Raw genomic sequence first — 23,021 nt, 5'->3', positions numbered from 1 at the left:
GGCTCAATCCCCCGCTGCGCGGCCTTTTAGGGCGACGATGCCCCTCGGCCGGAACTGGATGAAAATGATGATGAAAACGATCATGTAGGTTTGCGCCGCGAGGGTGTTCGACGGGTTCATCCACTCGATCCCTTTCTGCAGGAAGCCGATCATCCCGGCGCCTGCCAGTGCCCCCCAGATGTTGCCGACACCGCCAACGACCACGGTCATGAAGCTTTGGACGATGTAATCGCTGCCCAGATCCGAGGTCACTTTAGCGAACAGGCCAATCGCAACGCCGGCAATCCCGGCGATGCCCGAGCCCAGCCCGAAAGTCAGCATGTTCACCCGGCCCGGATTGATCCCGATCGACCCAGCCATGCGCGGGTTTTGCGTCACGGCGCGCATCTCAAGCCCAAGCCGCGTGCGTTTCATAATGTAGAGGAACAAACCCAGAAAGATCAGCGCCAGAACGAAGATCGCGATGCGGATATAGCTGATCGAGACTACATCATTCAACACCCATGCCCCGTCCAGCCAACCGGGTGCAGTAAGTGGTCGAGCCTGCGTGCCAAAGATATTCTTGGCCAGCTGTTGGAGGGCAATCGAGATGCCGAACGTCGCCAGCAGCGTCTCCAACGGGCGCGAATAGAGCCAGCGGATCACCAGCCGCTCCATCGCGACGCCCATGGCAAATGTCACGGCAAAGGCCATCGGGATGGCGACAATGATAGAGAGCGTATGATCGGGGATGAATTGCTGAACGACGTAGCCAGTGTAGGCACCCATCATGATGAATTCGCCATGGGCCATGTTGATCACACCCATCACGCCGAAAGTGATAGCCAAGCCAATGGCGGCCAGGAAGTAGATCGACGCCAGCGAGATCGCATCCAGCATCAGGTCGAGCGACTGGTTCAGGCCAACCTTAAGTTCGATCTGTTCCAGCGCCTTTTCGGCGGCGGCGGTCACTTCCGGAGAGGCTTCGGCATAGGTTTCAAAGAACGTATGCGCACCCAGTGCCGTGTCGATATCGGCCTCGGTTACCAAAGCGGGGACTATTCCGGCTTCGGCCAGAGTGGCGTACGCGCGCGCGCGCGCGGTGGTGGTGTTCAGTTGCGCGACCGGGACGCCACCCACGCGGCCACCGTCGATATTCCCAGCCAGAGCTGTGCGGATGTTGTCCGGAGACACAGGCGGCGCTGCCAGATCGCTGGCGACCAACAGGTCATACGCTTCGTCCCGCGACAATGAGTCTGATCCGGGTTCCAGAATGACGGCGACATTAACATTCAACGGAAGGTCCGCAGCAGCCTTTCGTGAGGTAACGACCAACGGGTTCAACGCTGCGCGAACGTCGACGCTCAAATCGTCCGACATGTCTTCAATTGCAGCCACGCGGGCCGCCGTGTCTGTGTCATACCCAATAGTCAGCAGCCGTTCGAGCCGCTGCTTCCGCGCCCTCAAATCCGCATCGGCTTCGTCCTCGATCGAGGCGCGCAGAGGTTCGAGCAGAGCGCCTTCGGGGTCACGTTGAATGGATTGCAGAGCGGCCAGGCGCTTCTTTCGGTCCGGGTCGGTCAGTTGGAACTGTACCAGAGCAGTCCCGATCATAGCACGTACGCCGCTGTTGGGTTTCAATTGTTTTAAATCGGATTTCTTAATGGTACCGACGACCTTGCCCGTGTCGAAATCAGTTAGCACATAGGACTGCCCCTCGGCCTGTTCAGCAGAAAAGAACAGCCCGTCGGACTTACGCATCCACATATCCTTGGCACCCCAAGTCTCGAGCATCACTTGTGCCTGCGGCAACCCGCTGGCCGCGATTGCGTCAATGGCGGGCTTGATGGTCTTGCGTGAGCTTTTGGCGATGGTTTCCTGATGCTCTTGCAGGATCGGCTGCAGACCAACCTCTTGAGCGTTGGCGGTCAGGCAGGCGCACAGGATTGCGAGGCCCGCAAGGAAAAGTCGTAACATGTGGTGAAACCCGAATATCTTGAGGCAAGGCGGGCGATCGCGCCCGCCTTGCAGGATCGTTTAGTAGTTCGACAGGGTCTGAACGCAGGTCTCGGTCTCGGTGTTATACATCCCACAGCCCAGATCTTTCCAATCCGATACCAGAACCGCCGATTCCGGCAGGAAGTCGGTCCAGGCGTCGCCTGGAACAACGTCCGTTTCGCTGATGATGTCGAACTGGCCGTCTTCCTGAATCTCACCGATCAATACCGGCTTGGCCAGGTGGTGGTTCGGCAGCATCACTGCAGTACCACCGGTCAGGTTCGGGAATTCCTGCCCGTACATGGCGGTGCGTACTGCGTCGACATCGGTCGAACCGGCCGTGGTCGCGGCGTTCACCCACATGTTGAAGCCAATATAGTGTGCTTCCATCGGGTCATTGGTCACGCGCTCATCGCCCATGGCGGTTTTCCATGTTTCGATGAATTCAGCATTGGCATCGGTGTCTGCCGACTGGAAGTAGTTCCAGGCCGCCAGATGGCCGACAAGGTTCGTGGTGTCGAGGCCTGACAGCTCTTCTTCACCGACCGAGAAAGCCACGACAGGGATGTCATCCGCCGACACACCGGCCGCTGCCAGTTCTTTGTAGAAGCCGATATTTGCATCGCCGTTGATGGTCGAGATCACGCCAACCTTCTTGCCGTCGGCGCCGAGTGCGACGACGTCAGACACGATCTTGGACCAATCGGAATGGCCGAAGGGCGTGTAATTGACGAATATGTCCTCATCCGAAATACCCTTTTGCTTCAGATAGCTTTCAAGGATGTTGTTGGTTGTGCGGGGATAGACGTAGTCGGTTCCCAGCAGTGCGAATTTCTCTACTCCCAGTTCGTCCAGAAAATAGTCGGTGGCCGGGATGGCTTGCTGGTTCGGTGCGGCCCCAGTGTAGAAAACGTTTTTCGAAGACTCTTCGCCCTCGTACTGAACCGGATAGAACAGTAGGCCGTTCAGTTCTTCGATCACCGGCAGAACCGATTTGCGGCTCACCGAGGTCCAATTGCCGAAGATCACATCCACCTCATGTACGGTCAGCAGCTCACGCGCTTTCTCTGCAAAGAGGGGCCAGTCCGAGGCAGGATCGACCACAACGGCCTCAAGCTGCTTGCCCAACAGGCCACCCTTGGCGTTTTGCTGGTCGATCAGCATCAGCATGGTGTCTTTCAGCGTGGTTTCCGAGATTGCCATCGTGCCTGACAGCGAATGCAGCACTCCAACCTTGATCGTGTCTTCGGCCGATAGCGCGATGGTGGCCATGGTCGCAAATACAACCGATCCGGCGAGCGTGGATTTGAGAGATTTCATGTAATCCTCCTGGCGGGTTCACAGCAAGAGGACTTGCACAACAGTGCTGTCTTCTTCTACCTGATCCCCGCAACTGTTGTTGCGTTCCGTGTGGCGGTTGTGTCCGATGTCCAATTCGCGCAGCCGTCACACACCCCGGGAGTTTTCCCCACTGTGGGCACCCATACGGTTTCTGCATCGCAGCAAAGTAAGCAACCAGCCTGAGCTGCATTTCGGGAAAACGGCAGTATCTGCTTAATTTTTAATCTACCGCGCAGGCTCGTGGTTAAAAATTGATCGCACGAGTTGGTTTTTGCCTACATTATGTCCCGCGCAATAGCGTTCCGAGGCGCCAGCGGAGAAACAAGTGGCACGAATTAGGTTCCGCGGGTGCCCCATTACTCAATTTGCCTCCATATTGCCTCAGCAAGGTGCGAACCCGCCGCGTGCGAAGGGTGTCGTCAACCTGAGCACAAAAAAACTGGGCGAAAACTCGGTTTTGGACACGCTTCTCCAGTCGGGGTCTTCTAAGTGCCTGTTTCCCCGCGCATCGGCACAGGGGCTTGATGCAGTTCTGCTTAACACAGCCGGAGGCGTAACTGGCGGTGACTCATTCCGCTTCACCGCCAACGCTGCTGAGGGCACCACGCTGACCCTGACAACGCAGGCTTGCGAGCGCGCCTACAAAGCGCAGCCGGGGCCATACGCACAGATATCCAACCACCTGACTGTCAGCTCGGGTGCGCGATTGAACTGGCTGCCTCAAGAGACCATTCTGTTCAACGGCAGCGCGTTGGACCGTCGACTGCAGATCGAGATGGAACCGGATGCGACCATGTTATTGGTCGAGCCATTGGTTTTTGGCCGCGCGGCCATGGGAGAGACATTGACCGACATCCGTCTTCGTGACCGGATCGAGATATTGCGTGATGGGGCGCCTGCTTTCCTGGACGCTATGCGGTTCTCCGGTGATCTGCAGGCGCATCTTTGCAGACCGCATATTGCCAACGGTGCCGGCGCGATGGCGCTGGTAGTCTTTGCCTCGGCTACGGCCGAGGGCCAGTTGGACCCCGTTCGACATCTGCTGCCAGACACTGCTGGGGCGAGCCTCATCCAAAACGATATGCTGGTAATCCGAATGCTGGCGAAAACCAGCTTCGCGCTTCGCCGTGCGCTGATGCCGGTTCTGCGAAGACTGAACAACGACACCCTCCCACGATGCTGGATGCTCTGACATGAACCTGACACCCCGAGAAAAAGACAAACTGATGGTGGCGATGGCCGCCGAAGTCGCCCGAAAGCGTTTGGTGCGCGGCGTCAAGCTGAACCACCCCGAGGCGATAGCGCTGATAACTGACGCGGTGGTCGAAGGTGCGCGTGACGGGCGTTCGGTTGCTGACCTGATGCAGGCCGGGGCCCAGGTCATCACCCGTAGCCACTGCATGGAAGGCGTGCCCGAGATGATTCACGAGGTTCAGGTCGAAGCCACTTTTCGGGATGGGACCAAGCTGGTCACCGTCCACAACCCCATTCGCTAAATATAGAGGAAAATCCCATGCACCGCATGCTGTTCCCCGCTCTTGTTTTGTCCGGTCCGGCCATGGCCCATACGGATACTCATCTTCACGCCCATGGCGCAGACTATGCCACGTTGGGCGTCGGTCTGGCCTTGATTGCCGTTGTTGCGATCACGCTGTTATGGATGCTGCCGAAATGATCCCCGGCGAGCTTTTCCCGGCCGAAGGTGAAATCACACTGAATTCCGGTTTGACGGCGATTACATTGATGGTCGCAAACACCGGAGATCGCCCCGTACAGGTTGGCTCGCACTATCATTTTGCCGAGACCAATCCTGCGCTCGATTTTGATCGTAAAGAAGCCCATGGCCTGCGGTTAGACATCGCGCCTGGCACTGCGGTTCGGTTCGAACCTGGGCAAGCCCGCGAAGTTTCACTGATCCCCATCGGCGGGGCACGAAAAGTCTATGGGTTCAATCAAAAGGTCATGGGGTCGCTCTGATGCCGACGCAAATCAAACGCGCGGATTATGCCGCCATGTTCGGCCCCACCATCGGAGACAAGCTGCGACTCGCGGATACTGATCTGGTGATCGAAGTTGAACGTGACCTGACGGCCGAGCGTGCGGGGGGCGCCGCAACCGGTGGAACCGGCGATAATGCATTGCTCTATGGCGAAGAGGTCAAGTTCGGCGGCGGAAAGGTGATCCGCGACGGAATGGGTCAGTCTCAGGTCACACGCGCCGACGGGGCAGTGGATACGGTCATCACCAACGCGGTAATTGTAGATCACTCAGGTATCTACAAGGCGGACGTGGGTCTGAAAGACGGACGCATCGCTAAAATCGGTAAGGCCGGAAATCCCGATACGCAGCCGGGTGTAGACATCATCATTGGGCCAGGCACCGAAATCATCGCGGGCGAAGGGCGCATCCTGACCGCCGGTGGCTTCGACAGTCATATTCACTTCATCTGCCCTCAACAGATTGAGGACGCGCTGCATTCCGGCCTAACCACCATGCTGGGCGGTGGCACCGGCCCGGCCCATGGAACATTGGCGACAACCTGCACCCCCGGCCCTTGGCATATCGGGCGAATGTTGCAGGCGGCTGATGCCTTTCCGATGAACCTGGCTTTTGCAGGCAAAGGCAATGCTTCCCTGCCTGCTGCGTTAGAAGAACAGGTCAAAGCTGGGGCCTGCGCCCTGAAACTGCACGAAGACTGGGGAACGACACCCGCTGCCATCGATTGCTGCCTGTCCGTGGCGGATGCGATGGACGTGCAGGTGATGATTCACACTGACACTTTGAACGAGTCCGGGTTCGTGGAAAACACCGTTGCCGCCATGAAGGGCCGTACGATCCACGCCTTCCACACCGAAGGTGCGGGCGGAGGACACGCCCCTGACATCATCAAGATCTGCGGCGAAAACCACGTTCTACCCTCGTCCACCAACCCGACACGGCCTTTCACAGTGAACACGTTGGAAGAGCATCTGGATATGCTGATGGTCTGCCATCACCTCGACAAATCCATCCCCGAAGACGTGGCCTTTGCTGAAAGCCGCATTCGGCGCGAGACCATCGCGGCCGAAGACATCCTGCATGACATGGGTGCGTTCAGCATCATCGCCTCGGACAGTCAGGCGATGGGTCGCGTCGGGGAGGTCCTGATCCGGACGTGGCAAACCGCCGACAAGATGAAGAAACAGCGGGGCCGCCTAGCTGAGGAAACCGGCCAGAACGACAACCTACGCGTCCGGCGCTATATCGCCAAATGCACGATCAACCCGGCCATCGCACATGGTCTCAGCCATCAAATCGGCAGCATAGAAGAAGGCAAACGTGCCGATTTGGTCCTTTGGAACCCTGCTTTCTTTGGTGTGAAGCCCGAGATGGTTCTGCTGGGCGGCACCATTGCCTGCGCGCAGATGGGGGACCCCAATGCCTCAATCCCCACACCACAGCCAGTTTATAGCCGACCGATGTTTGGCGCCTACGGCCGCTCGGTCGAAAATTCGGCGATCACATTCGTCTCTGCGGCCGCCCAAGCAGAGGGGATCGGAGATACACTAGGGCTAGCTAAGCAAACTGTGGCCGTGCAGAACACCCGCAACATCGGCAAGCGTGACCTGCTGCTGAACGATGCAACGCCCAATATCGAGGTTGACCCAGAAACCTACGAGGTCCGCGCAGATGGTGAATTGCTGACCTGCCAACCGGCCGAGGTTCTGCCGATGGCGCAGCGATACTTTATGTTTTGACCAAGATTTTGCTGCGTTGCTGCGTAAGCAACCGAAGCATTAGCAAACACGCACTACTCAGCGAGGCAGAAATGACAAAAATTAGAGCCCATGGGAGGATCAACGTTTACAAAGGTCCAACTGGCACATTCTACAACACGCACACGCTTTTCGCTGCCCAGTCTGATTACGTCAATCTACTCAGCTCTGAGCAGCGTGACCGAAGCTCAATCGCGTGTTCTGCGAGCCGACTTCCTGTAATCGCTCAGCGACGAAGAGCTGAAAAAAAGGGATCTGAGGCGCGATCGAATCGTTCATCGCGTGCTTGCCGACTTAATCTGGCGCTAACCAATCCTGTTACAGTGAGGGCGATCGCATGACCGTCATTCTCTGTACCGCGCGCCAGTACTTGGAACATACGCACAGCAAGCCAGCAGATTGCCTGTCGCTGACCTATGATGACCGTTTTTTGCGCCGCAAGGTTCTGACCTGCGAGAGCGGTGAACAAATACTTATCGACCTGGCGCAAACGACCTCTTTGAACCACGGCGGCGTTTTGGTTCTTGATGACGGTCGCGAGGTGGAAATACAGGCTGCACCCGAAGCGCTTCTGCAGGTAACAGCCCCTGACCTGACGCGCATCGCGTGGCATATTGGCAATCGCCACACGCCTTGCCAGATCGAGAAGGATCGGCTGTTGATCCAAGTCGATCACGTTATCAGAGACATGCTTCTGAAAATTGGTGCCTCAATTCGAGAAGTACACGAACCGTTCACCCCCGAAGGCGGGGCCTATGGGCACGGCAGGACGCATGGGCATGCACACTGATGCCGATATCCTGACGCTGTGCCAATGGTTATCTCCGTCCTATCCCGTGGGGGCGTTTGCGTATTCGCATGGGCTGGCGGCAGCGATAGAAGAGGGAACGGTCACAGGTCCGCAGGACACCGAGGCCTGGATTTCGGATGTGCTGGAACACGGCTCAGGGCTGAATGACGCTTTGTTCGCTGTGGCGGCCTACAACGCGCAGGATATCGATGAATTGGTCGGCATCGATGCAACCTCACGCGCCTTTTGCGCGTCATCGGAAAGGTTGAAGGAAACGCAATTGCTCGGACAGGCGTTCGCGACTGTCACAGGAAACACTTGGGAGTTGGACCTTAAGCAGTTCACTTACCCGGTCTCTGTCGGCCATGCTGCACGATTGCAGAACCTTCCCGTTTTGTTGATGACAAAGATGTTTCTGCAAGCATTCGCAAGCAACCTTGTCGCATGTGCAACGCGCCTTGTGCCTTTGGGTCAGACTGATGCCCAAAGATTGATCCGAAATCTGACGCCGCTGTGTGCTCACATCGCCGACGGGGCGCAACAGGGTGGCTTGGATGACGTTAGCTCAACGGCGTTCTTGGCAGACGTCGCGTCCATGAAACACGAAACACAATACTCAAGGATATTCCGAACATGAGCAATATGAACGGTCCCCTTCGCGTGGGCATCGGTGGCCCGGTTGGAGCAGGAAAAACCACTCTGACCGCGGCCATGTCCGAAGTCCTGCGCGATGCGTGTTCGGTCGGTGTCATCACCAACGACATCTATACCCAAGAAGACGCCGAAGCGTTGATGCGGATGCAGATCCTGCCTCAGGACCGGATTATCGGTGTTGAAACTGGAGGCTGCCCGCACACCGCGATCCGCGAGGATGCGTCGATCAATTTGGCAGCCGTGGCCGAGATGCAAGCGCGCCATCCTGATCTGGATGTTGTTTTGATCGAAAGCGGTGGTGACAACCTATCGGCCACTTTCAGCCCTGAATTGGCAGATGTGACGCTGTATGTGATTGATGTTGCAGCAGGTGAGGAGATCCCCCGCAAGGGTGGCCCGGCTATTACCAAATCAGATATTCTGGTTATCAACAAAACCGACCTGGCACCACATGTTGGCGCTTCGTTAGAAGTTATGGACCGAGACGCACTAAGAATGCGCAACGGACGACCCCATCTATTCACGTCGCTTCGCTATAGGAAAGGGATCGACGCGGTAGTGGATCTTCTGCTGCAAGTGGGAGGTTTAAGGATCCCGGAAGAGAAAGCCTCTGCGCGGCACATCCCCTCTAGGCGGCAAGTAAAACTATAGGCATCAAGGAATGAATTCGAGGGTTAGTTAGAGCAACCGCCAGTATCTTGGTTCGCACCGACCTGCAGAATCTTCGTTTTTAGATGATGAACTGGTTTTGCCGGAAAAACTTGGCTTGAGGCCCGCAGGTGGCTTTCGTAGCCTTGGTTCATGAATAGTCGGTCGCCATTCAGGGACTTCAAAAGCAGCCCAGAGATCGTTCGTTTGTAGGACGGTACGTCTCGCAAGATGAACAGATCTGTGAGGGCATTGATGACCTCGGTTGACTTCAGCTTCCGCTTCACCCGGATCGCAAGGCATCCCCGGCTGTGTTCATTCAGTATGTTTAATGTCCGGAACGCTCTGCCATCGTTTGTGCGAAGATGGACGAAGCCATGAGACCTGACGTCGTCGCGGGACCCTGGCAGCAGCTGCACACATGACCCGTCGTTTTGCCAGAGCCTCCTGCTCTTGGGTTACTTCATTGACACTTTGAGTCCCGCTCTTTTTCCGATGCCGAGTTATGCTGGCGAACCGAAACCAATGTATCCTGACCCCAACCCATTTCACGGGTATTTAGGTCAGAGTGGTTCGGGGGGTTGATCAAAGTGGGCTGCCCGGTCGAAGACATCGACTTACGCGCCCCCTCATTCCAGGACTCGGGGTCTTTGCGATCAAGCCAGCAAGTGACCTGATTGTCCCAAACGCAATTCACCGGGTTTAACCACCTCAACGTAAACGCCCATATCTGTGTGACCCAAGTGCTTCCGCAATAGGTAAGGGAGTTTGAGGTCGCGCTCGGCCGTTTCCGGGTTAACTTCGGTCGCGGCGCATCTTTTGGTGCGCTGCAGAAGTCGTAGCTCAACGTCCCCAAATACCAATGTGGATCCGATGGCATCCAACTCAGCGAAAGGTGGCAGGCCATCTATTTCGATATTGGCGCGAAACCTAGCGGGGTGGACATTTTCACCCAGATGGCGGCTCAGCGCCTTAACCGAAGCGAGGTTCAGCACGGATATTGCATTCATCATGACAGGGGAGACGACAGAAACATCGGTGAACCGGTGCGGTTCGGACGACACAAATACAGGCGGTTCAGGATCAGCCAAGGCGAGCTCCCTATGCAGGAAAGCGGCCGCGTCCTTGCGCCCTTGTGATGTCCGCATATTGAACCTGAAAAACTCACTGTTGCGCGAGACTTCAAGGATTTGGTTGTCAGCGGAGAACTCTGTCTGCAGACTTGCCAACTCGGCCTCTTTCAACAGAACCACAAACCGGTCCTTGGGCAAGGGTTGTGGGTCGCTTGGATCGAAGCCCGAATTATACCGTGCAAAGCCGAAAAGGCGGTCGCCGGGGATACCCTCGGCTGGGCGCAGGGCGACTGAAGTTATTGGCTCTGCGCTCAGTCCTTTGACTGGAAATCTGTTCAACCGGGAGATCGAAAGAGTGGTCATGAAATCGCGCCTTACGCAATAGTTCAAATGCCGTTTGCTCAGAATGGTGCGGCGTTCGCTTGAGCAATACCAGAGTTAATTTGGATGTCGTTGGCGGTTACCGCCAACGCGAGGAACATAGTTGGGCTTTGTTCGGGATTTCAAATCACAGATATTGTTATGGGCCGGCGTGCAGATTCTGGTTCTTTTAGAAAGCAAATAAAAACAAATAATTAGCAATACATCAGACGGTCGATGGCGGCGCGATGAGGTACGAACCTCAAAAATATCTGGACTTGAGGTGCGTACCTCAAATAGCCTTGGAAACATGCCGCGATTCGCACATCCTCGATTGACGGCGCAAAAAAGGGAGGAATGGATGACTTACTCAAAACTGGCCTCGGCCAGCGCAATAGTCCTTGCCGCTACTACTCTTTCTACCAAGGCAAATGCTGAAGATTTGACGTTATGCTGGGCAGCCTGGGATCCGGCCAACGCGCTTGTCGAACTGTCCAAGGAATTCGAAGCCGAATCCGGCCATACGATGAATTTTGAGTTCGTGCCTTGGCCGAACTTTGCGGACCGGATGCTGAACGAATTGAACTCGGGCGGTAAGCTTTGTGATCTGCTGATTGGCGACAGCCAGTGGATCGGGGGTGGCGCGGAAAACGGCCATTATGTCCAGCTGAACGAGTTTTTTGATGCTGAAAGCATCAGTATGGATGATTTTGCCCCAGCCACCGTCTACGCCTATTCGACTTGGCCCAAAGGCACGCCGAACTATTATGCGCTGCCAGCGATGGGCGATGCCAACGGATGGTTTTATCGCAAAGACTGGTTTGAAGATCCTGAGATTCAGGCTGCTTACAAAGAAGCCACCGGGCAAGATCTGCGCGAACCGGAATCCCAGAAAGAACTGCTGCAGATCGCACAGTTTTTCCAGGGACGCGAGATTGAGGGCAAGACCGTTTACGGTGCTGCGATCTTCACCGAGCGTGGCTCGGAAGGCATCACAATGGGTGTGACCGGTGCGCTTTACCCATGGGGGTTCAAATATGAAAACACTCCGGGGTCCTATGATATGGAGGGGGCCGTAAATTCGCCCGAGGCCGTCGAAGCACTGGAATTCTACAAAGAGTTCTACAAGACCGCGACACCTCCGGGATACACCAATTCATACATGGGTGAGAGCCTGGACGCCTTTAAGTCTGGTCAGGTCGCCATGGCGATGAACTGGTTTGCGTTCTTCCCAGGTCTTTACGCAGATCCAAGTACGGGCGGTGATAAGATCGACTTCTTTGTGAATCCACCGCAAAATCAGGCTGGTTCGACATTGGGTGGGCAGGGTATTTCCGTTGTCAGCTATTCTGACAAGCAGGATGCGGCCCTGGAATACATCAAATGGTTCGCGCAGCCTGCGGTTCAGGCCAAGTGGTGGGAACTGGGTGGATATTCCGCACACAACTCGGTGCTGCAGGACCCCGGGTTTGTCGACAGTGCCCCGTTTGCCGGCGATTTCCTTTTGGCCATGAATGATGTTCAGGATTTCTGGCAAGAGCCGGCCTATGCCGAGCTGCTGCTGGCGATGCAAAAGCGCATTCATGATTACGTTGTTGCCGATCAGGGCACGGCACAGGAAGCGCTGGATCTTTTGATCGAGGATTGGACCGAGACCTTCGAAGACGAAGGCAAGTTGTAATCCGGAAACCGGACAGGAGCGGGATCAGACCCGCTCCTGCATTTCTCTCAGAGTCCGAAACCGACAAGAACTGGCAAAGAGATGTCTGACAGGACCGTAGATCGCGTTGCGAAGGCAACGCCCGTTCGAGTTGCGCGAAAAATTCGGGGATTGTCAGATCGGGCGATCGCTTGGATCTTTATCTCCCCCACGATCTTTTTGCTGCTGGCGATCAATATCTTTCCACTGATCTGGACCATCCAACTGAGCTTTACCAATTTCAAAGCCAACCGGATCGGGCGTGAGGTCAAAGATGTCGGGTTCCGGAATTATGAACGCATTCTGACGGATTCCGACACCTGGCTGAACATGCAGGCGACGGCACATTTTCTGTTCTGGACGATCTTCTTTCAGGTGCTGATCGGATTCACGCTGGCCTGGCTGCTGAACAAGAAATTCAAGGGTAATGACCTTTGGACGACGATCATCGTGTTGCCGATGATGCTGTCTCCTGCGGTGGTCGGGAATTTCTGGAAGTTTCTGTATCAGCCACAGATAGGTCTGTTCAACTACATCGTGTCCTGGTTCTCCGGCAAGGATCCATCCAGCTTTGAGATGCTGGGATCGGTTCAGTTGGCACCTTGGGCGATTGTCATCGTGGACACCTGGATGTGGACGCCGTTTGTGATGCTGATCTGTCTGGCCGGGCTGCGCAGTATTCCCGATTACATCTATGAGGCCGCAGAGGTCGACCGGGCCAGCAAGCTGCGGCAGTTCTTTACGATAACCATCCCGATGGTGCTGCCGTTCCTGATGCTAGCGGTCCTATTCCGCGGGATCGAGAACTTCAAGATGTTCGATCTTGTGGTCCAGCTGACAGGTGGCGGGCCAGGTTCAACGACCGAGCTGACGTCAATCAATCTGAAGCGCGAAGCGTTTGAGAAATGGCGCACTGGCTATGCCTCGGCCTACGCAATCATCCTGTTTGTAACGGTGTTTGGCCTGGCGTCCATATACGTGAAAGCCTTGAACAAGGTGAAACAACGATGAGCAGCTTTTCGGTTACCGAACCTTCAAAACGGTCCAAGTGGGTCGCAGGGACTTTGGTCATCACCTATGCGCTGATAACCATGATTCCGTTGGTCTGGATCTTGCTGACCGGGTTCAAATCCCCGGCCGATGCCATCAGTTATCCCCCCAAAGTCGTGTTCGACCCGACGCTGGAGGGATACGTAAACCTATTCACCACCCGAACCCGGCAAACGCAGGAGTTTCTAGACGCGAACCCACCACAGAACTGGGCGGATGACATCGTCAGGCAATATGACATGGTGATCGTCGGGCCGTCCAAGTTTGGCGAGCGCTTTATGAACTCCGTAATCATTGGGTTTGGATCAACCTTCCTGAGCATCTTCCTGGGCACACTGGCGGCTTATGCATTCAGCCGGTTCAAGGTTCCGCTTAAGGATGATCTGCTGTTCTTTATCCTCAGCACGCGGATGATGCCGCCGGTGGCCGTGGCCATTCCCATATTCCTGATGTTCAGGAACCTGGGGCTTAGCGATACGCATCTGGGGATGATCCTACTGTACACGGGCGTGAATATCTCACTCGCGGTCTGGCTGCTGAAAGGCTTCATCGATGAAATCCCGCGCGAATACGAAGAGGCGGCGCTGATCGACGGCTACACAAGGTTTCAGGCTTTCTACAAAGTGGTCTTGCCACAGGCCGCGACGGGCATCGCATCGACGGCGATCTTTTGCCTTATCTTCGCATGGAATGAATACGCGTTTGCTGTGCTGCTGACTTCGGCTACCGCTCAGACCGCACCGCCTTTCATCCCCACCATCATCGGAGTTGGCGGGTTGGATTGGCCCGCAGTTGCGGCCGGGGCGACGATCTTCCTGATCCCCGTAATGGTTTTCACTATCCTGATGCGCAAGCACCTGCTGCGCGGGATTACCTTTGGAGCGGTACGCAAATGAGTGATTTTCTGTCAGGTCTGATGCGATTCCGCCGTGGCCCATGGGAGATGGTCGCAACCATCCTGATCGCGCTTGGGGTCTTCATGTTGATGCAACCCTTTGTTCTTTGGGCCTTCACATACTCATTCATCGTCACGCTGATCGGAACGGTTATGTTCATCGTCGTCAGCCATTTTCCGGAGTAGAAATGGCCCAGATCGTAGTCAAAAACGTCAAGAAGATGTTCGGCGATTTCACGGCAGTCCGCGAAAGCTCGTTCACGATCGAAGATGGTGAGTTCTTCATGCTCCTGGGGCCTTCGGGATGTGGGAAAACCACGACCTTGCGGATGATCGCAGGGCTTGAGCTTCCGACCTCGGGCGAGATTTATCTAGACGGAGAAGAGATCAGCCAAAGACCCCCGTCCGAGCGTGATATTGCCTTTGTCTTTCAAATGTTTGCGCTTTATCCGCATATGAACGTGCGCAAGAACATTAGCTATCCGCTGATCTCTCAGGGCATGCCGCGTGCGGAGGTAAAAGCCAAGGTGAACGAGGTCGCCGGAATTCTGGGTATCCACGATATTCTAGACAGCCCGGTGGGTGGTCTGTCAGGCGGTGATCGGCAGCGTGTAGCATTGGGACGGGCCATCGTGCGTGAACCCAAGGCTTTCATGATGGATGAACCGCTGGGTGCGTTAGATGCCGAGTTTCGCGAACACATGGCTGAAGAACTGCGCGGGCTGCATGACCGTATGGGGGCCACGACAGTTTACGTCACGCATGATCAGTTGGAAGCCATGCAAATGGGTGACAAGATCGTCGTGATGAACAATGCGGTGATCGAACAATTCGGAACCCCGCAGGAAATCTATGACAAGCCCGCGACCATGTTTGTTGCGGATTTCATCGGGTCGCCGTCAATGAACTTTTTGTCGTTTCAAGGCAATGTCGAACCCGGATCGGACATGGTGCGTTTGAACGGTCATGATGAGGCAGTGCCGCAGTCGCTTGAGGCCGCCGAGGGCGAGCTGGTGTTCGGTGTCCGCCCCGAGCATGTGTTTCTGTCCGACAACAGCAGCTACCGCGCCAAGGTACTGGCCGCAGAATATCTGGGAACCACCCAGATCGTGACGCTTCAAAGCCCAAACGGAGAGCTGAAGGCTCGTATTGACGCTCGCGATACCGTCAGCCCCGGCGAAACAGTCGGGTTGGAGTTCCGGTCCGCGATGGTGACATTGTTCGAACAGTCCACGGGCCGGGCATTGCGATCTGTCCTGAACAATGAGGTGCTGACCAATGGCTGAAGTCGTATTGGACCAAATCTCAAAATCCTTTGGCAGTCTGAAGGCGGTCGACAATATCTCGATGACCATCCCTGACGGGGCCTTTGTGGTGTTGCTGGGGCCAACTGGGGCGGGGAAAACAACAACGTTGCGGTTGATCTCGGGGCTGGAGAAGCTGGATTCGGGATCGGTTCGTATTGACGGTCGCGATGTCGGGTTTGAAACGCCGGCCCAACGTGATGTGGCCATGGTGTTTCAGCAATACTCGCTTTACCCACATATGACGGTGCGCGAAAACCTGTCCTTCCCGCTGCGATCCCCGATCCTAAAAACGCCTGAAGACGAGATCACACGCAAAGTGGATGAGGTCGCTGAAATCCTTCAGATCCCGCACAAGCTGGACAACAAGGCAACCGAACTGTCGGGCGGCGAGATGCAACGTGTTTCAATCGGGCGGGCGCTGGTTCGGGATCCTCAGATTTTCCTTATGGACGAACCGCTCAGCTCTTTGGACGCAAAGCTGCGGGCGGATTTGCGGGTTGAATTGAAGAGAATTCAGGCGGATTTGGGTTCCACGCTTTTATACGTGACGCATGATCAGGTCGAGGCGATGACCATGGCGACGCATATTGGTGTTTTGGAAGACGGTAAGCTTGTCCAATATGGCACTCCCCGCGACATCTACGAAAATCCAGACAGTGTATATGTCGCCAGCCGTCTCGGCCTGCCGCGGATCAACATCCTGCCGTCCGAGCTGTTTGGCGGCGATCACAAGGCTCCGCAGATCGGTCTGCGCCCCGAGAACATCGTTGAAGGCGAAGGCATCGAGGCCCGCGTGATCCGCGCCGAACATCTGGGCGACCAGACAAGGCTGCATCTTGATCTGCACGGGCACCCGATCGTGACTCTAATTGATGTTCATCAGGATTACCCCGCCGGAAAGACAATAAAAATCAGACCCAACAACCCGCTGTATTTTGACGCGTCCGGCGCGCGTGTGACTTAAGGAGCAAAAGCATGGCCCAGTTCCTCAACACCAAAGAAACCCTTGTGACAGATGCGATTGACGGCCTTTTGTCCTCCTCGGGTGGCACACTGACACGGTTGGACGGGTATCCTCATATCAAGGTGGTCTACCGATCGGATTGGGACAAGTCCAAGGTCGCATTGGTGTCCGGGGGTGGATCCGGCCACGAACCTGCGCATGCGGGGTTTGTCGGCGCTGGAATGCTGACCGCCGCGGTGTGCGGCGAGGTCTTTGCCTCTCCTTCGGTCGAGGCCGTGTTGGCCGGAATTCTGGCGGTGACGGGTGAAGCGGGCTGTTTGCTGATCGTCAAGAATTATACCGGGGACCGGCTGAACTTTGGGCTCGCCGCTGAACGCGCCCGCGCGCTGGGTCGGCAGGTGGAAATGGTTGTGGTCGATGACGACATTGCCCTGCCTGACCTTCCGCAACCCCGTGGCGTGGCGGGCACGTTGTTTGTTCACAAGATTGCAGGTGCGTTGGCCGAGGGTGGGGCGAATCTTGGCATTGTGACCAATGCGGCCAAGACGGTCATCGAAAAAGTCGTCAGCATTGGCATGAGCTTGGATACGTGCACCGTTCCGGGATCACCGAAAGAAGACAGGATAGCTCCGGGAAAAGCGGAACTGGGATTGGGCATCCACGGCGAGCCCGGTGTGCAGCAAGTGGATTTTTCAGATGCGGTTACGGCCATGTCTACGGTCGTTGAAAAACTTAAACAGCGGGTAGGGGCGGGCGATTGCGTGGCGCTGGTGAATAACCTCGGCTCGACAACGCCACTGGAAATGGCGGTTCTGACGCATGCGCTTTCTGAAACCGGTATTGCGCGCCATATCATCGGGCCCGCGCCGATGATGACCTCGCTGGACATGCATGGGTTTTCCGTGTCGGTCTTGCCCGTAGGTTCTGATGAGTTGGCGGCCCTTAAAGGCCCGGTCGATATTGTCGCGTGGCCGGGCGTCAATTCCATTGCTCCGGTAAAGATCGCGCCTTTGCCGGATGGTTTGACGCCGATCGATCCGATCCCGTCGAATAACCCAGCCACCAGGGACACGATCACCCGATTGTCCGCGCTGTTGATTGGCGCAGAACAAGACCTGAATGCGCTGGATGCCAAATCGGGGGACGGTGATACGGGCAGTACGTTGGCTACCGCGGCCCGGGCTTTGCAGGCCAGTCTGGACCGGATGCCTCTTGCCGATCTGACGCAGCTATTTCCCGCCCTGGGCAATGAGTTGAGCCAGACCATGGGCGGCTCGTCTGGTGTGATCCTGGCGATCTTCTTCAACGCGGCGGGGGATGCCTGCGCAAGCGGCGCGTCGGTGGCTAAATCCTTGGTCGAAGGCTTGAACAGGGTCCGTCAGGTGGGCGGTGCAAAACTGGGCGATCGGACCATGATCGACGCACTTGAACCCGCGCTAGACGCGCTACCGGCAGGCTTACCCCAAGCTGCGAAAGCCGCACGGCAAGGCGCTGACCGAACAGCTAATATTCATCGTGCGAAGGCAGGTCGCGCAGCTTATGTTCCCGAGGAAAACCTGATTGGGCACAATGATCCCGGCGCCGAAGCCGTCGCATTGCTATTCGAAGGGTTGGCGCAGGAGATTGAGGAATAGCAGAACAGTGGAAGACCAAAAACAAAAGCTAGAATTGGTGAAGAAACCAACGGTGAACGACATCGCGCGGGTAGCCGGCGTAAGCTTGGCTACGGTTGATCGTGTGTTGAACAGACGACCTGGTGTTAGGGCGGTGACGGTCCAGAAAGTGCACAAGGCCATCGATGAGTTGGGCTATGTCCGCGACACCGCCGCCGCGAACCTAGCGCGCAATCGGGTCTATAACTTCCTCTTCGTTTTACCGGACGCGGATAACGAATTTGTTGAGGCGCTCAGCACTCAGATCGGCGAGCAATCGCGGGACCAGTTCATTGAGCGGACGCGGATGACGATCAAAAGGGTCGCTCCGTTTGACCCGCAAGATATTGTTGAAATCCTGGATGGGGTCGATGGGCGAGATGTCGATGGCGTGGCCGTTTTTGGCCCGGAAACACCATCAGTTAGGGACGCGGTAAAACGGGTTAGGGACAAGGGTGTGCCGGTTGTGGCGCTGGTCTCTGACCTTCCCAGCTCGGACCGGGATCATTTCGTTGGAATTGACAACGTATCTGCCGGGCGTACTGCGGCTCAGTTGATGGGGCGGTTTGTGCATCGGCCTGGGAAGGTTCTGGTTCTGACCGGTTCACGCTTGGCGCGTGACCATTTGGAGCGGCGTCAGGGCTTTGATCTGGTGGTTGCTGAAGATTTTCCGCATCTCGAAGTCGTTGCATCCGTGGAAGGTCGGGATGACCCGGATCTGATTTACAAGATGATGCCCGAGATTTTTGAGACCTATCCTGATCTGGTTGGAATCTATTCTTCAGCCGCAGGCAACGCGGGGCTGGTCCAGTTCCTGTCGGAAAGCAAGGTCGGAAAGGATATGGCGATCATCGCCCACGAGCTGACACCGCTGAGCCGCGAGGCGCTCTGCCGTGGCACGTTCGACGCGCTGATTTCACAGGATTCCGGGCATATCGTCCGCTCTGCCGTGCGTCTGCTGCGCGCGACAACCGACAAGGTTCCGTTCAACAGGGCGCAGGAGCGCATTCGCATCGACATCTACCTTAAGGAAAATTTGCCGCCATAGCGGCTTAGGTTATGGGGAGGAAACATTATGAAGATGATCAAGGGCCCAGCATTGTTTTTGGCGCAGTTCGCCGGGGACGACGCTCCGTTCAACTCGTGGGATGCCATCACGCGATGGGCTGCCGATTGCGGATACAAGGGCGTTCAGGTGCCCAGCTGGGATGACAGGCTATTCGATCTTGAAACCGCTGCATCCAGTGTCGACTACTGCGATGAATTCAAAGGCAAAGCCATGGAAAATGGTGTTGAGGTAACCGAGCTGTCGACCCACCTGCAGGGGCAGTTGGTAGCCGTACATCCGGCCTATGACACGGCGTTCGACGGGTTTGCAGCCGAAAGCGTGCGGGGGAACCCCAAGGCCCGGCAGGAATGGGCTGTCGATCAGGTCAAAAAAGCCCTGTCGGCGTCACGGAATATGGGGATTTCGGCGCATGCGACCTTCTCAGGGGCGCTGGCCTGGCCATATGTTTACCCATGGCCGCAACGCCCCGCTGGTCTGATCGAAACGGCGTTTGATGAGCTTGCGCGTCGCTGGAGACCCATTCTGGATCACGCGGAAGATTGCGGTGTGGATGTCTGTTACGAGATCCATCCGGGCGAGGATCTGCATGATGGTGTGACCTATGAGATGTTCCTTGCACGGACCGGTAACCACGCGCGTGCCTGCATGCTATACGATCCGTCACACTACGTGCTGCAATGCCTCGATTATCTGGACAATATCGACATCTACAAGGATCGGATTCGAATGTTCCATGTTAAAGATGCCGAGTTCAATCCAACCGGTCGACAGGGCGTGTACTCCGGATACCAAAGCTGGGTGGATCGGGCTGGGCGGTTCCGGTCACTTGGGGATGGTCAGGTGGATTTCGGGGCAGTCTTCTCGAAAATGGCGGCCAACAATTTCGACGGCTGGGCTGTGGTTGAGTGGGAATGCTGTCTGAAGCATCCAGAGGATGGCGCGCGCGAGGGCGCTCAATTCGTGTCGGACCACATCATTCGCGTGACGGAAAGGGCCTTTGATGACTTTGCGGACGGTGGCACCGACGAAGCAGCCAACCGAAAAATGCTGGGGATTGACTGATGGTTACGGGACGCAGTGAAGATAGTTCGGGACGTATTCGCCTAGGTATGGTCGGCGGTGGAAATGACGCCTTCATCGGGGGCGTGCATCGCATCGCGGCGCGGCTGGACGACAAGTTTGAACTGGTCGCTGGGGCCTTGTCCTCGACACCTGAAAAGTCCCGCGAAAGCGGAGAGGCACTGGGGATTGCGCGGGTCTATGACGACTTCAAGCAGATGGCGATACGCGAGGCGCGGCTAAAATCCGGAATCGAGGCGGTCTCAATCGTTACCCCCAATCACGTGCATTACACTGCAGCGCGCGAATTTCTGAAACGCGGTATCCATGTCATTTGCGACAAGCCGCTGACATCGACGCTGAGCGATGCAAAGAAACTGGTCAAAGCGGCCGAAAGCGCGGACGCCTTGTTCATCCTGACCCATAACTACACGGGTTATCCGATGGTTCGGCAAGCGCGCGAGATGATAGCCAATGGTGAGATCGGGAAAACCCGCGTGGTTCAGGTTGAGTATCCGCAGGATTGGCTGACAGAACAGCAGGATTTCAAGCAGGCAGAGTGGCGAACCGACCCCGAACGCTCGGGTGCGGGTGGCTCGACCGGAGATATCGGAACTCATGCCTACAACCTTGCCTGTTTCGTCACCGGGCTGCAGGCCGAAAGCCTCGCCGCCGATTTGCAAGCCTTCGTTCCTGGTCGCAAAGTTGATGACAACGCCCATGTCTTGCTGCGGTTCGATGGCGGCGCGCGCGGTATGCTATGGTCCTCGCAGGTCGCACCGGGAAATGAAAACGCCCTGCGTCTGCGTGTTTATGGGGAAAAGGGTGGCTTGGAATGGGCGCAGGAAGATCCGAACTATTTGTGGTTTTCGCCCTACGGTGAATCCAAGCGCCTGATCACCCGCAATGGGCCCGGTGCAGGTGAAGCTGCCAACCGACTAAGCCGCGTGCCGCCCGGCCATCCGGAGGGGTATCTGGAAGGGTTTGCGAATATCTACAGCGAAGCTGCAGAAGCGATTCAGGCCTTCAGAACAGGGAAATCATCCGATACTGCGGTTATGTATCCAACTGTTCAGGATGGCTTAAATGGCGTGAAATTTGTCACGGCTTGTGTACAAAGCTCGGCACGAAACGCGGCGTGGGTAAAGCTCGGCTAGGGTAACCAGTTGGCCCGTCAGCGCTGGGTGCGGTGGGCCAAAACAACAGGGTCGCGCGCGGCCTGAAATGCGCGGTGAAAGAAGGAGTTTCGAGTGTATCTAGGTCTGGATTTGGGGACATCAGGTCTTCGCGGAATTCTGGTGAACGACGAGTGGAAAGTTGTTGCTGAGGCTGAAGCAGGTATCGAGACCTCAACGCCAAAACCCGGCTGGTCCGAACAAGCGCCCGAGGATTGGATTGAAGCCTGCAAACAGGTGATCGCGTCATTGCGTGCTGTGGATGCCAGCGCTTTGTCCGCGGTTCGAGGCATCGGCCTAAGCGGTCATATGCACGGTGCAACACTGCTGGACGCCGAAGGCAAAGTGCTGCGGCCATGTATCCTGTGGAACGACACCAGATCCGCCCAAGAAGCGGCCGCGCTGGACCAAGAGCCCGAGATGCGCACCATTACCGGCAACATCGTTTTTCCCGGGTTCACCGCCCCCAAACTTGACTGGGTGCGGAACCACGAACCTGATGTGTTCGCCAAGACCGCAAAAGTGTTGCTGCCGAAAGATTATCTGCGTTTCTGGCTAACCGGAGACTACATCAGCGAGATGTCCGACAGTGCCGGGACCTCTTGGCTGGATGTCGGACAACGGGTGTGGTCGGAAACCGCCCTTGATCTAAGCCACATGAGCGTCGATCAGATGCCCCGGTTGGTGGAAGGCAGCGCACACGGGGGAGAGCTTAGAACCGGGTTGCTGCAGGAATGGGGCCTGTCCGGGCCAGTTGTAGTCGCAGGGGGCGCTGGTGATAACGCCGCTGCGGCCTGCGGAATTGGCAGTATTGATGAGGGGTCGGGATTTGTCTCGCTGGGCACATCCGGTGTTCTGCTTGTTGCAAAAAACTCGTACGCGCCGGACCCTGAAACCGCTGTTCATTGCTTTTGTCACGCGGTTCCCGAGCGGTGGATCCAAATGGGAGTCATATTGTCGGCCACAAACAGCATGAACTGGTTGTCACGAAATCTTGGTCAATCGGTTGGATCACTGGCGGCGGCGTTACCGGAAACACTGACCGGACCCTCAGCCATTACCTTTCTGCCCTACCTGTCCGGAGAGAGGACGCCCCACAACAACAGCGATATCCGGGGTGCATTTCTGGGTATTGATGTGTCGGCAGGGCCTGTCGATCTGACGCAATCTGTCATGGACGGAGTTGCCTTTGCGATGCGAGACTGTCTGGAGGCGTTGAAAAGCACCGGTACGGAACCCGACTGCTTGCTGGCTGTGGGCGGCGGCGTGCGCTCTCGGTTCTGGCTGGAAACGCTTGCAACCGTATTGAAGGTGCCGCTTGCGCTGCCCGATGGCAGCGAGTTCGGGGCCGCCATTGGTGCCGCCCGTCTGGCTGCCTGCGCGGTCAGCGGTGCTAACCCCGGCGATGTCATGGTGCCCCCTCAAACCTCAGTCGTTGTTGACCCGCGTGCGGACCTGTTTGACGCTTACGAAAGCAAGTATCAGCTCTACAGCCAATCCTACAAAGCGCTCGCGCCGCTCGCGGCGCGATGAAGGCAGATCAGGGAACACCA

22 protein-coding genes and 1 pseudogene are annotated in these 23,021 nt (G+C 56.5%); 19 read left to right on the top strand and 4 right to left on the bottom strand.

Translation table 11 applies throughout. From position 1 onward, the window contains the following. Nucleotides 1–3 precede the first annotated feature (3 nt). Nucleotides 4–1,956, bottom strand: coding sequence for an urea ABC transporter permease subunit UrtB (urtB, locus tag Q1B21_RS02220; RefSeq protein ID WP_299885361.1), 1,953 nt, complete (start codon nt 1,954–1,956; stop codon nt 4–6). Between the two features lie 60 nt (nt 1,957–2,016). Continuing rightward, nucleotides 2,017–3,297, bottom strand: coding sequence for an urea ABC transporter substrate-binding protein (urtA, locus tag Q1B21_RS02215; RefSeq protein WP_299885359.1), 1,281 nt, complete (start codon nt 3,295–3,297; stop codon nt 2,017–2,019). 346 nt (nt 3,298–3,643) lie between these two features. Here urtA and Q1B21_RS02210 point away from each other — a divergent pair, with 346 nt between their 5' ends. The 8 genes from Q1B21_RS02210 to ureG all read left to right on the top strand — a co-directional run bounded on the left by Q1B21_RS02210 (nt 3,644) and on the right by ureG (nt 9,168). Further along, a complete protein-coding gene (locus Q1B21_RS02210; RefSeq protein WP_299885356.1) occupies nt 3,644–4,510 on the top strand; it encodes an urease accessory protein UreD in 867 nt (288 codons plus the stop codon). A gap of 1 nt (nt 4,511) precedes the next feature. Beyond that, nucleotides 4,512–4,814: an urease subunit gamma gene (locus Q1B21_RS02205; RefSeq protein ID WP_298932890.1), complete on the top strand. Its 303-nt coding sequence runs from the start codon at nt 4,512–4,514 to the stop codon at nt 4,812–4,814. Nucleotides 4,815–4,831: 17 nt separating this feature from the next. Further along, a complete protein-coding gene (locus Q1B21_RS02200) occupies nt 4,832–4,993 on the top strand; it encodes a hypothetical protein (protein ID WP_299077945.1) in 162 nt (53 codons plus the stop codon). After that, a complete protein-coding gene (locus Q1B21_RS02195) occupies nt 4,990–5,295 on the top strand; it encodes an urease subunit beta (protein WP_299078795.1) in 306 nt (101 codons plus the stop codon). Before Q1B21_RS02200 ends, Q1B21_RS02195 begins: the two co-directional genes overlap by 4 nt. Then, nucleotides 5,295–7,055, top strand: a complete 1,761-nt coding sequence (gene ureC / locus Q1B21_RS02190; RefSeq protein WP_299885351.1) for an urease subunit alpha — start codon at nt 5,295–5,297, stop codon at nt 7,053–7,055. The genes Q1B21_RS02195 and ureC overlap by 1 nt, the downstream gene beginning before the upstream one ends. 355 nt (nt 7,056–7,410) lie before the next feature. Beyond that, nucleotides 7,411–7,863, top strand: coding sequence for an urease accessory protein UreE (ureE, locus tag Q1B21_RS02185; protein ID WP_299077951.1), 453 nt, complete (start codon nt 7,411–7,413; stop codon nt 7,861–7,863). Next, a complete protein-coding gene (locus tag Q1B21_RS02180; RefSeq protein WP_299885346.1) occupies nt 7,853–8,500 on the top strand; it encodes an urease accessory protein UreF in 648 nt (215 codons plus the stop codon). The genes ureE and Q1B21_RS02180 overlap by 11 nt, the downstream gene beginning before the upstream one ends. Next, nucleotides 8,497–9,168 (top strand): urease accessory protein UreG, encoded by a 672-nt coding sequence (ureG, locus tag Q1B21_RS02175; protein ID WP_299077956.1) that lies wholly within the window; start codon nt 8,497–8,499, stop codon nt 9,166–9,168. Before Q1B21_RS02180 ends, ureG begins: the two co-directional genes overlap by 4 nt. Before the next feature lie 206 nt (nt 9,169–9,374). Here ureG and Q1B21_RS02170 read toward each other — a convergent pair. Then, a pseudogene (locus Q1B21_RS02170) lies at nt 9,375–9,656 on the bottom strand (IS3 family transposase); the annotation flags it as partial. A gap of 165 nt (nt 9,657–9,821) precedes the next feature. Beyond that, nucleotides 9,822–10,601, bottom strand: coding sequence for an MOSC domain-containing protein (locus Q1B21_RS02165; protein ID WP_299885343.1), 780 nt, complete (start codon nt 10,599–10,601; stop codon nt 9,822–9,824). Nucleotides 10,602–10,959: 358 nt separating this feature from the next. Here Q1B21_RS02165 and Q1B21_RS02160 point away from each other — a divergent pair, with 358 nt between their 5' ends. The 11 genes from Q1B21_RS02160 to xylB all read left to right on the top strand — a co-directional run bounded on the left by Q1B21_RS02160 (nt 10,960) and on the right by xylB (nt 23,001). Further along, on the top strand, nt 10,960–12,279 hold the full coding sequence (locus Q1B21_RS02160; RefSeq protein WP_299885340.1) for an ABC transporter substrate-binding protein: 1,320 nt from the start codon (nt 10,960–10,962) through the stop codon (nt 12,277–12,279). Nucleotides 12,280–12,360: 81 nt separating this feature from the next. Beyond that, nucleotides 12,361–13,308 (top strand): carbohydrate ABC transporter permease, encoded by a 948-nt coding sequence (locus tag Q1B21_RS02155; RefSeq protein WP_298932874.1) that lies wholly within the window; start codon nt 12,361–12,363, stop codon nt 13,306–13,308. Next, nucleotides 13,305–14,243 (top strand): carbohydrate ABC transporter permease, encoded by a 939-nt coding sequence (locus Q1B21_RS02150; RefSeq protein ID WP_299885335.1) that lies wholly within the window; start codon nt 13,305–13,307, stop codon nt 14,241–14,243. Before Q1B21_RS02155 ends, Q1B21_RS02150 begins: the two co-directional genes overlap by 4 nt. Further along, the gene (locus tag Q1B21_RS02145) at nt 14,240–14,428 is read left to right on the top strand and encodes a hypothetical protein (protein WP_298932870.1); all 189 of its coding nucleotides are present in this window, start codon (nt 14,240–14,242) and stop codon (nt 14,426–14,428) included. Before Q1B21_RS02150 ends, Q1B21_RS02145 begins: the two co-directional genes overlap by 4 nt. A 2-nt stretch (nt 14,429–14,430) precedes the next feature. Continuing rightward, on the top strand, nt 14,431–15,528 hold the full coding sequence (locus Q1B21_RS02140) for an ABC transporter ATP-binding protein (protein WP_299885331.1): 1,098 nt from the start codon (nt 14,431–14,433) through the stop codon (nt 15,526–15,528). Then, a complete protein-coding gene (locus tag Q1B21_RS02135) occupies nt 15,521–16,513 on the top strand; it encodes an ABC transporter ATP-binding protein (RefSeq protein WP_299885328.1) in 993 nt (330 codons plus the stop codon). The genes Q1B21_RS02140 and Q1B21_RS02135 overlap by 8 nt, the downstream gene beginning before the upstream one ends. Before the next feature lie 11 nt (nt 16,514–16,524). Continuing rightward, nucleotides 16,525–18,147: a dihydroxyacetone kinase subunit DhaK gene (locus Q1B21_RS02130; protein WP_299885325.1), complete on the top strand. Its 1,623-nt coding sequence runs from the start codon at nt 16,525–16,527 to the stop codon at nt 18,145–18,147. 7 nt (nt 18,148–18,154) lie between these two features. Then, nucleotides 18,155–19,213, top strand: a complete 1,059-nt coding sequence (locus Q1B21_RS02125) for a LacI family DNA-binding transcriptional regulator (protein WP_298932863.1) — start codon at nt 18,155–18,157, stop codon at nt 19,211–19,213. Between the two features lie 27 nt (nt 19,214–19,240). Next, a complete protein-coding gene (locus Q1B21_RS02120; protein ID WP_299885322.1) occupies nt 19,241–20,296 on the top strand; it encodes a sugar phosphate isomerase/epimerase in 1,056 nt (351 codons plus the stop codon). Continuing rightward, on the top strand, nt 20,296–21,450 hold the full coding sequence (locus Q1B21_RS02115) for a Gfo/Idh/MocA family oxidoreductase (RefSeq protein ID WP_299885319.1): 1,155 nt from the start codon (nt 20,296–20,298) through the stop codon (nt 21,448–21,450). The genes Q1B21_RS02120 and Q1B21_RS02115 overlap by 1 nt, the downstream gene beginning before the upstream one ends. 93 nt (nt 21,451–21,543) lie before the next feature. Beyond that, nucleotides 21,544–23,001 carry a xylulokinase gene (gene xylB / locus Q1B21_RS02110; protein WP_299885316.1) on the top strand — a complete coding sequence of 486 codons (1,458 nt, stop codon included), beginning with the start codon at nt 21,544–21,546 and terminating at the stop codon, nt 22,999–23,001. Nucleotides 23,002–23,021: the final 20 nt, after the last annotated feature.

It is taken from the genome of uncultured Ruegeria sp., assembly GCF_947504215.1.
Taxonomy (GTDB): domain Bacteria; phylum Pseudomonadota; class Alphaproteobacteria; order Rhodobacterales; family Rhodobacteraceae; genus Ruegeria.
The sequence above is the reverse complement of the archived record's forward strand: the minus strand, read 5'-3'. Positions and strand labels throughout refer to the sequence as shown.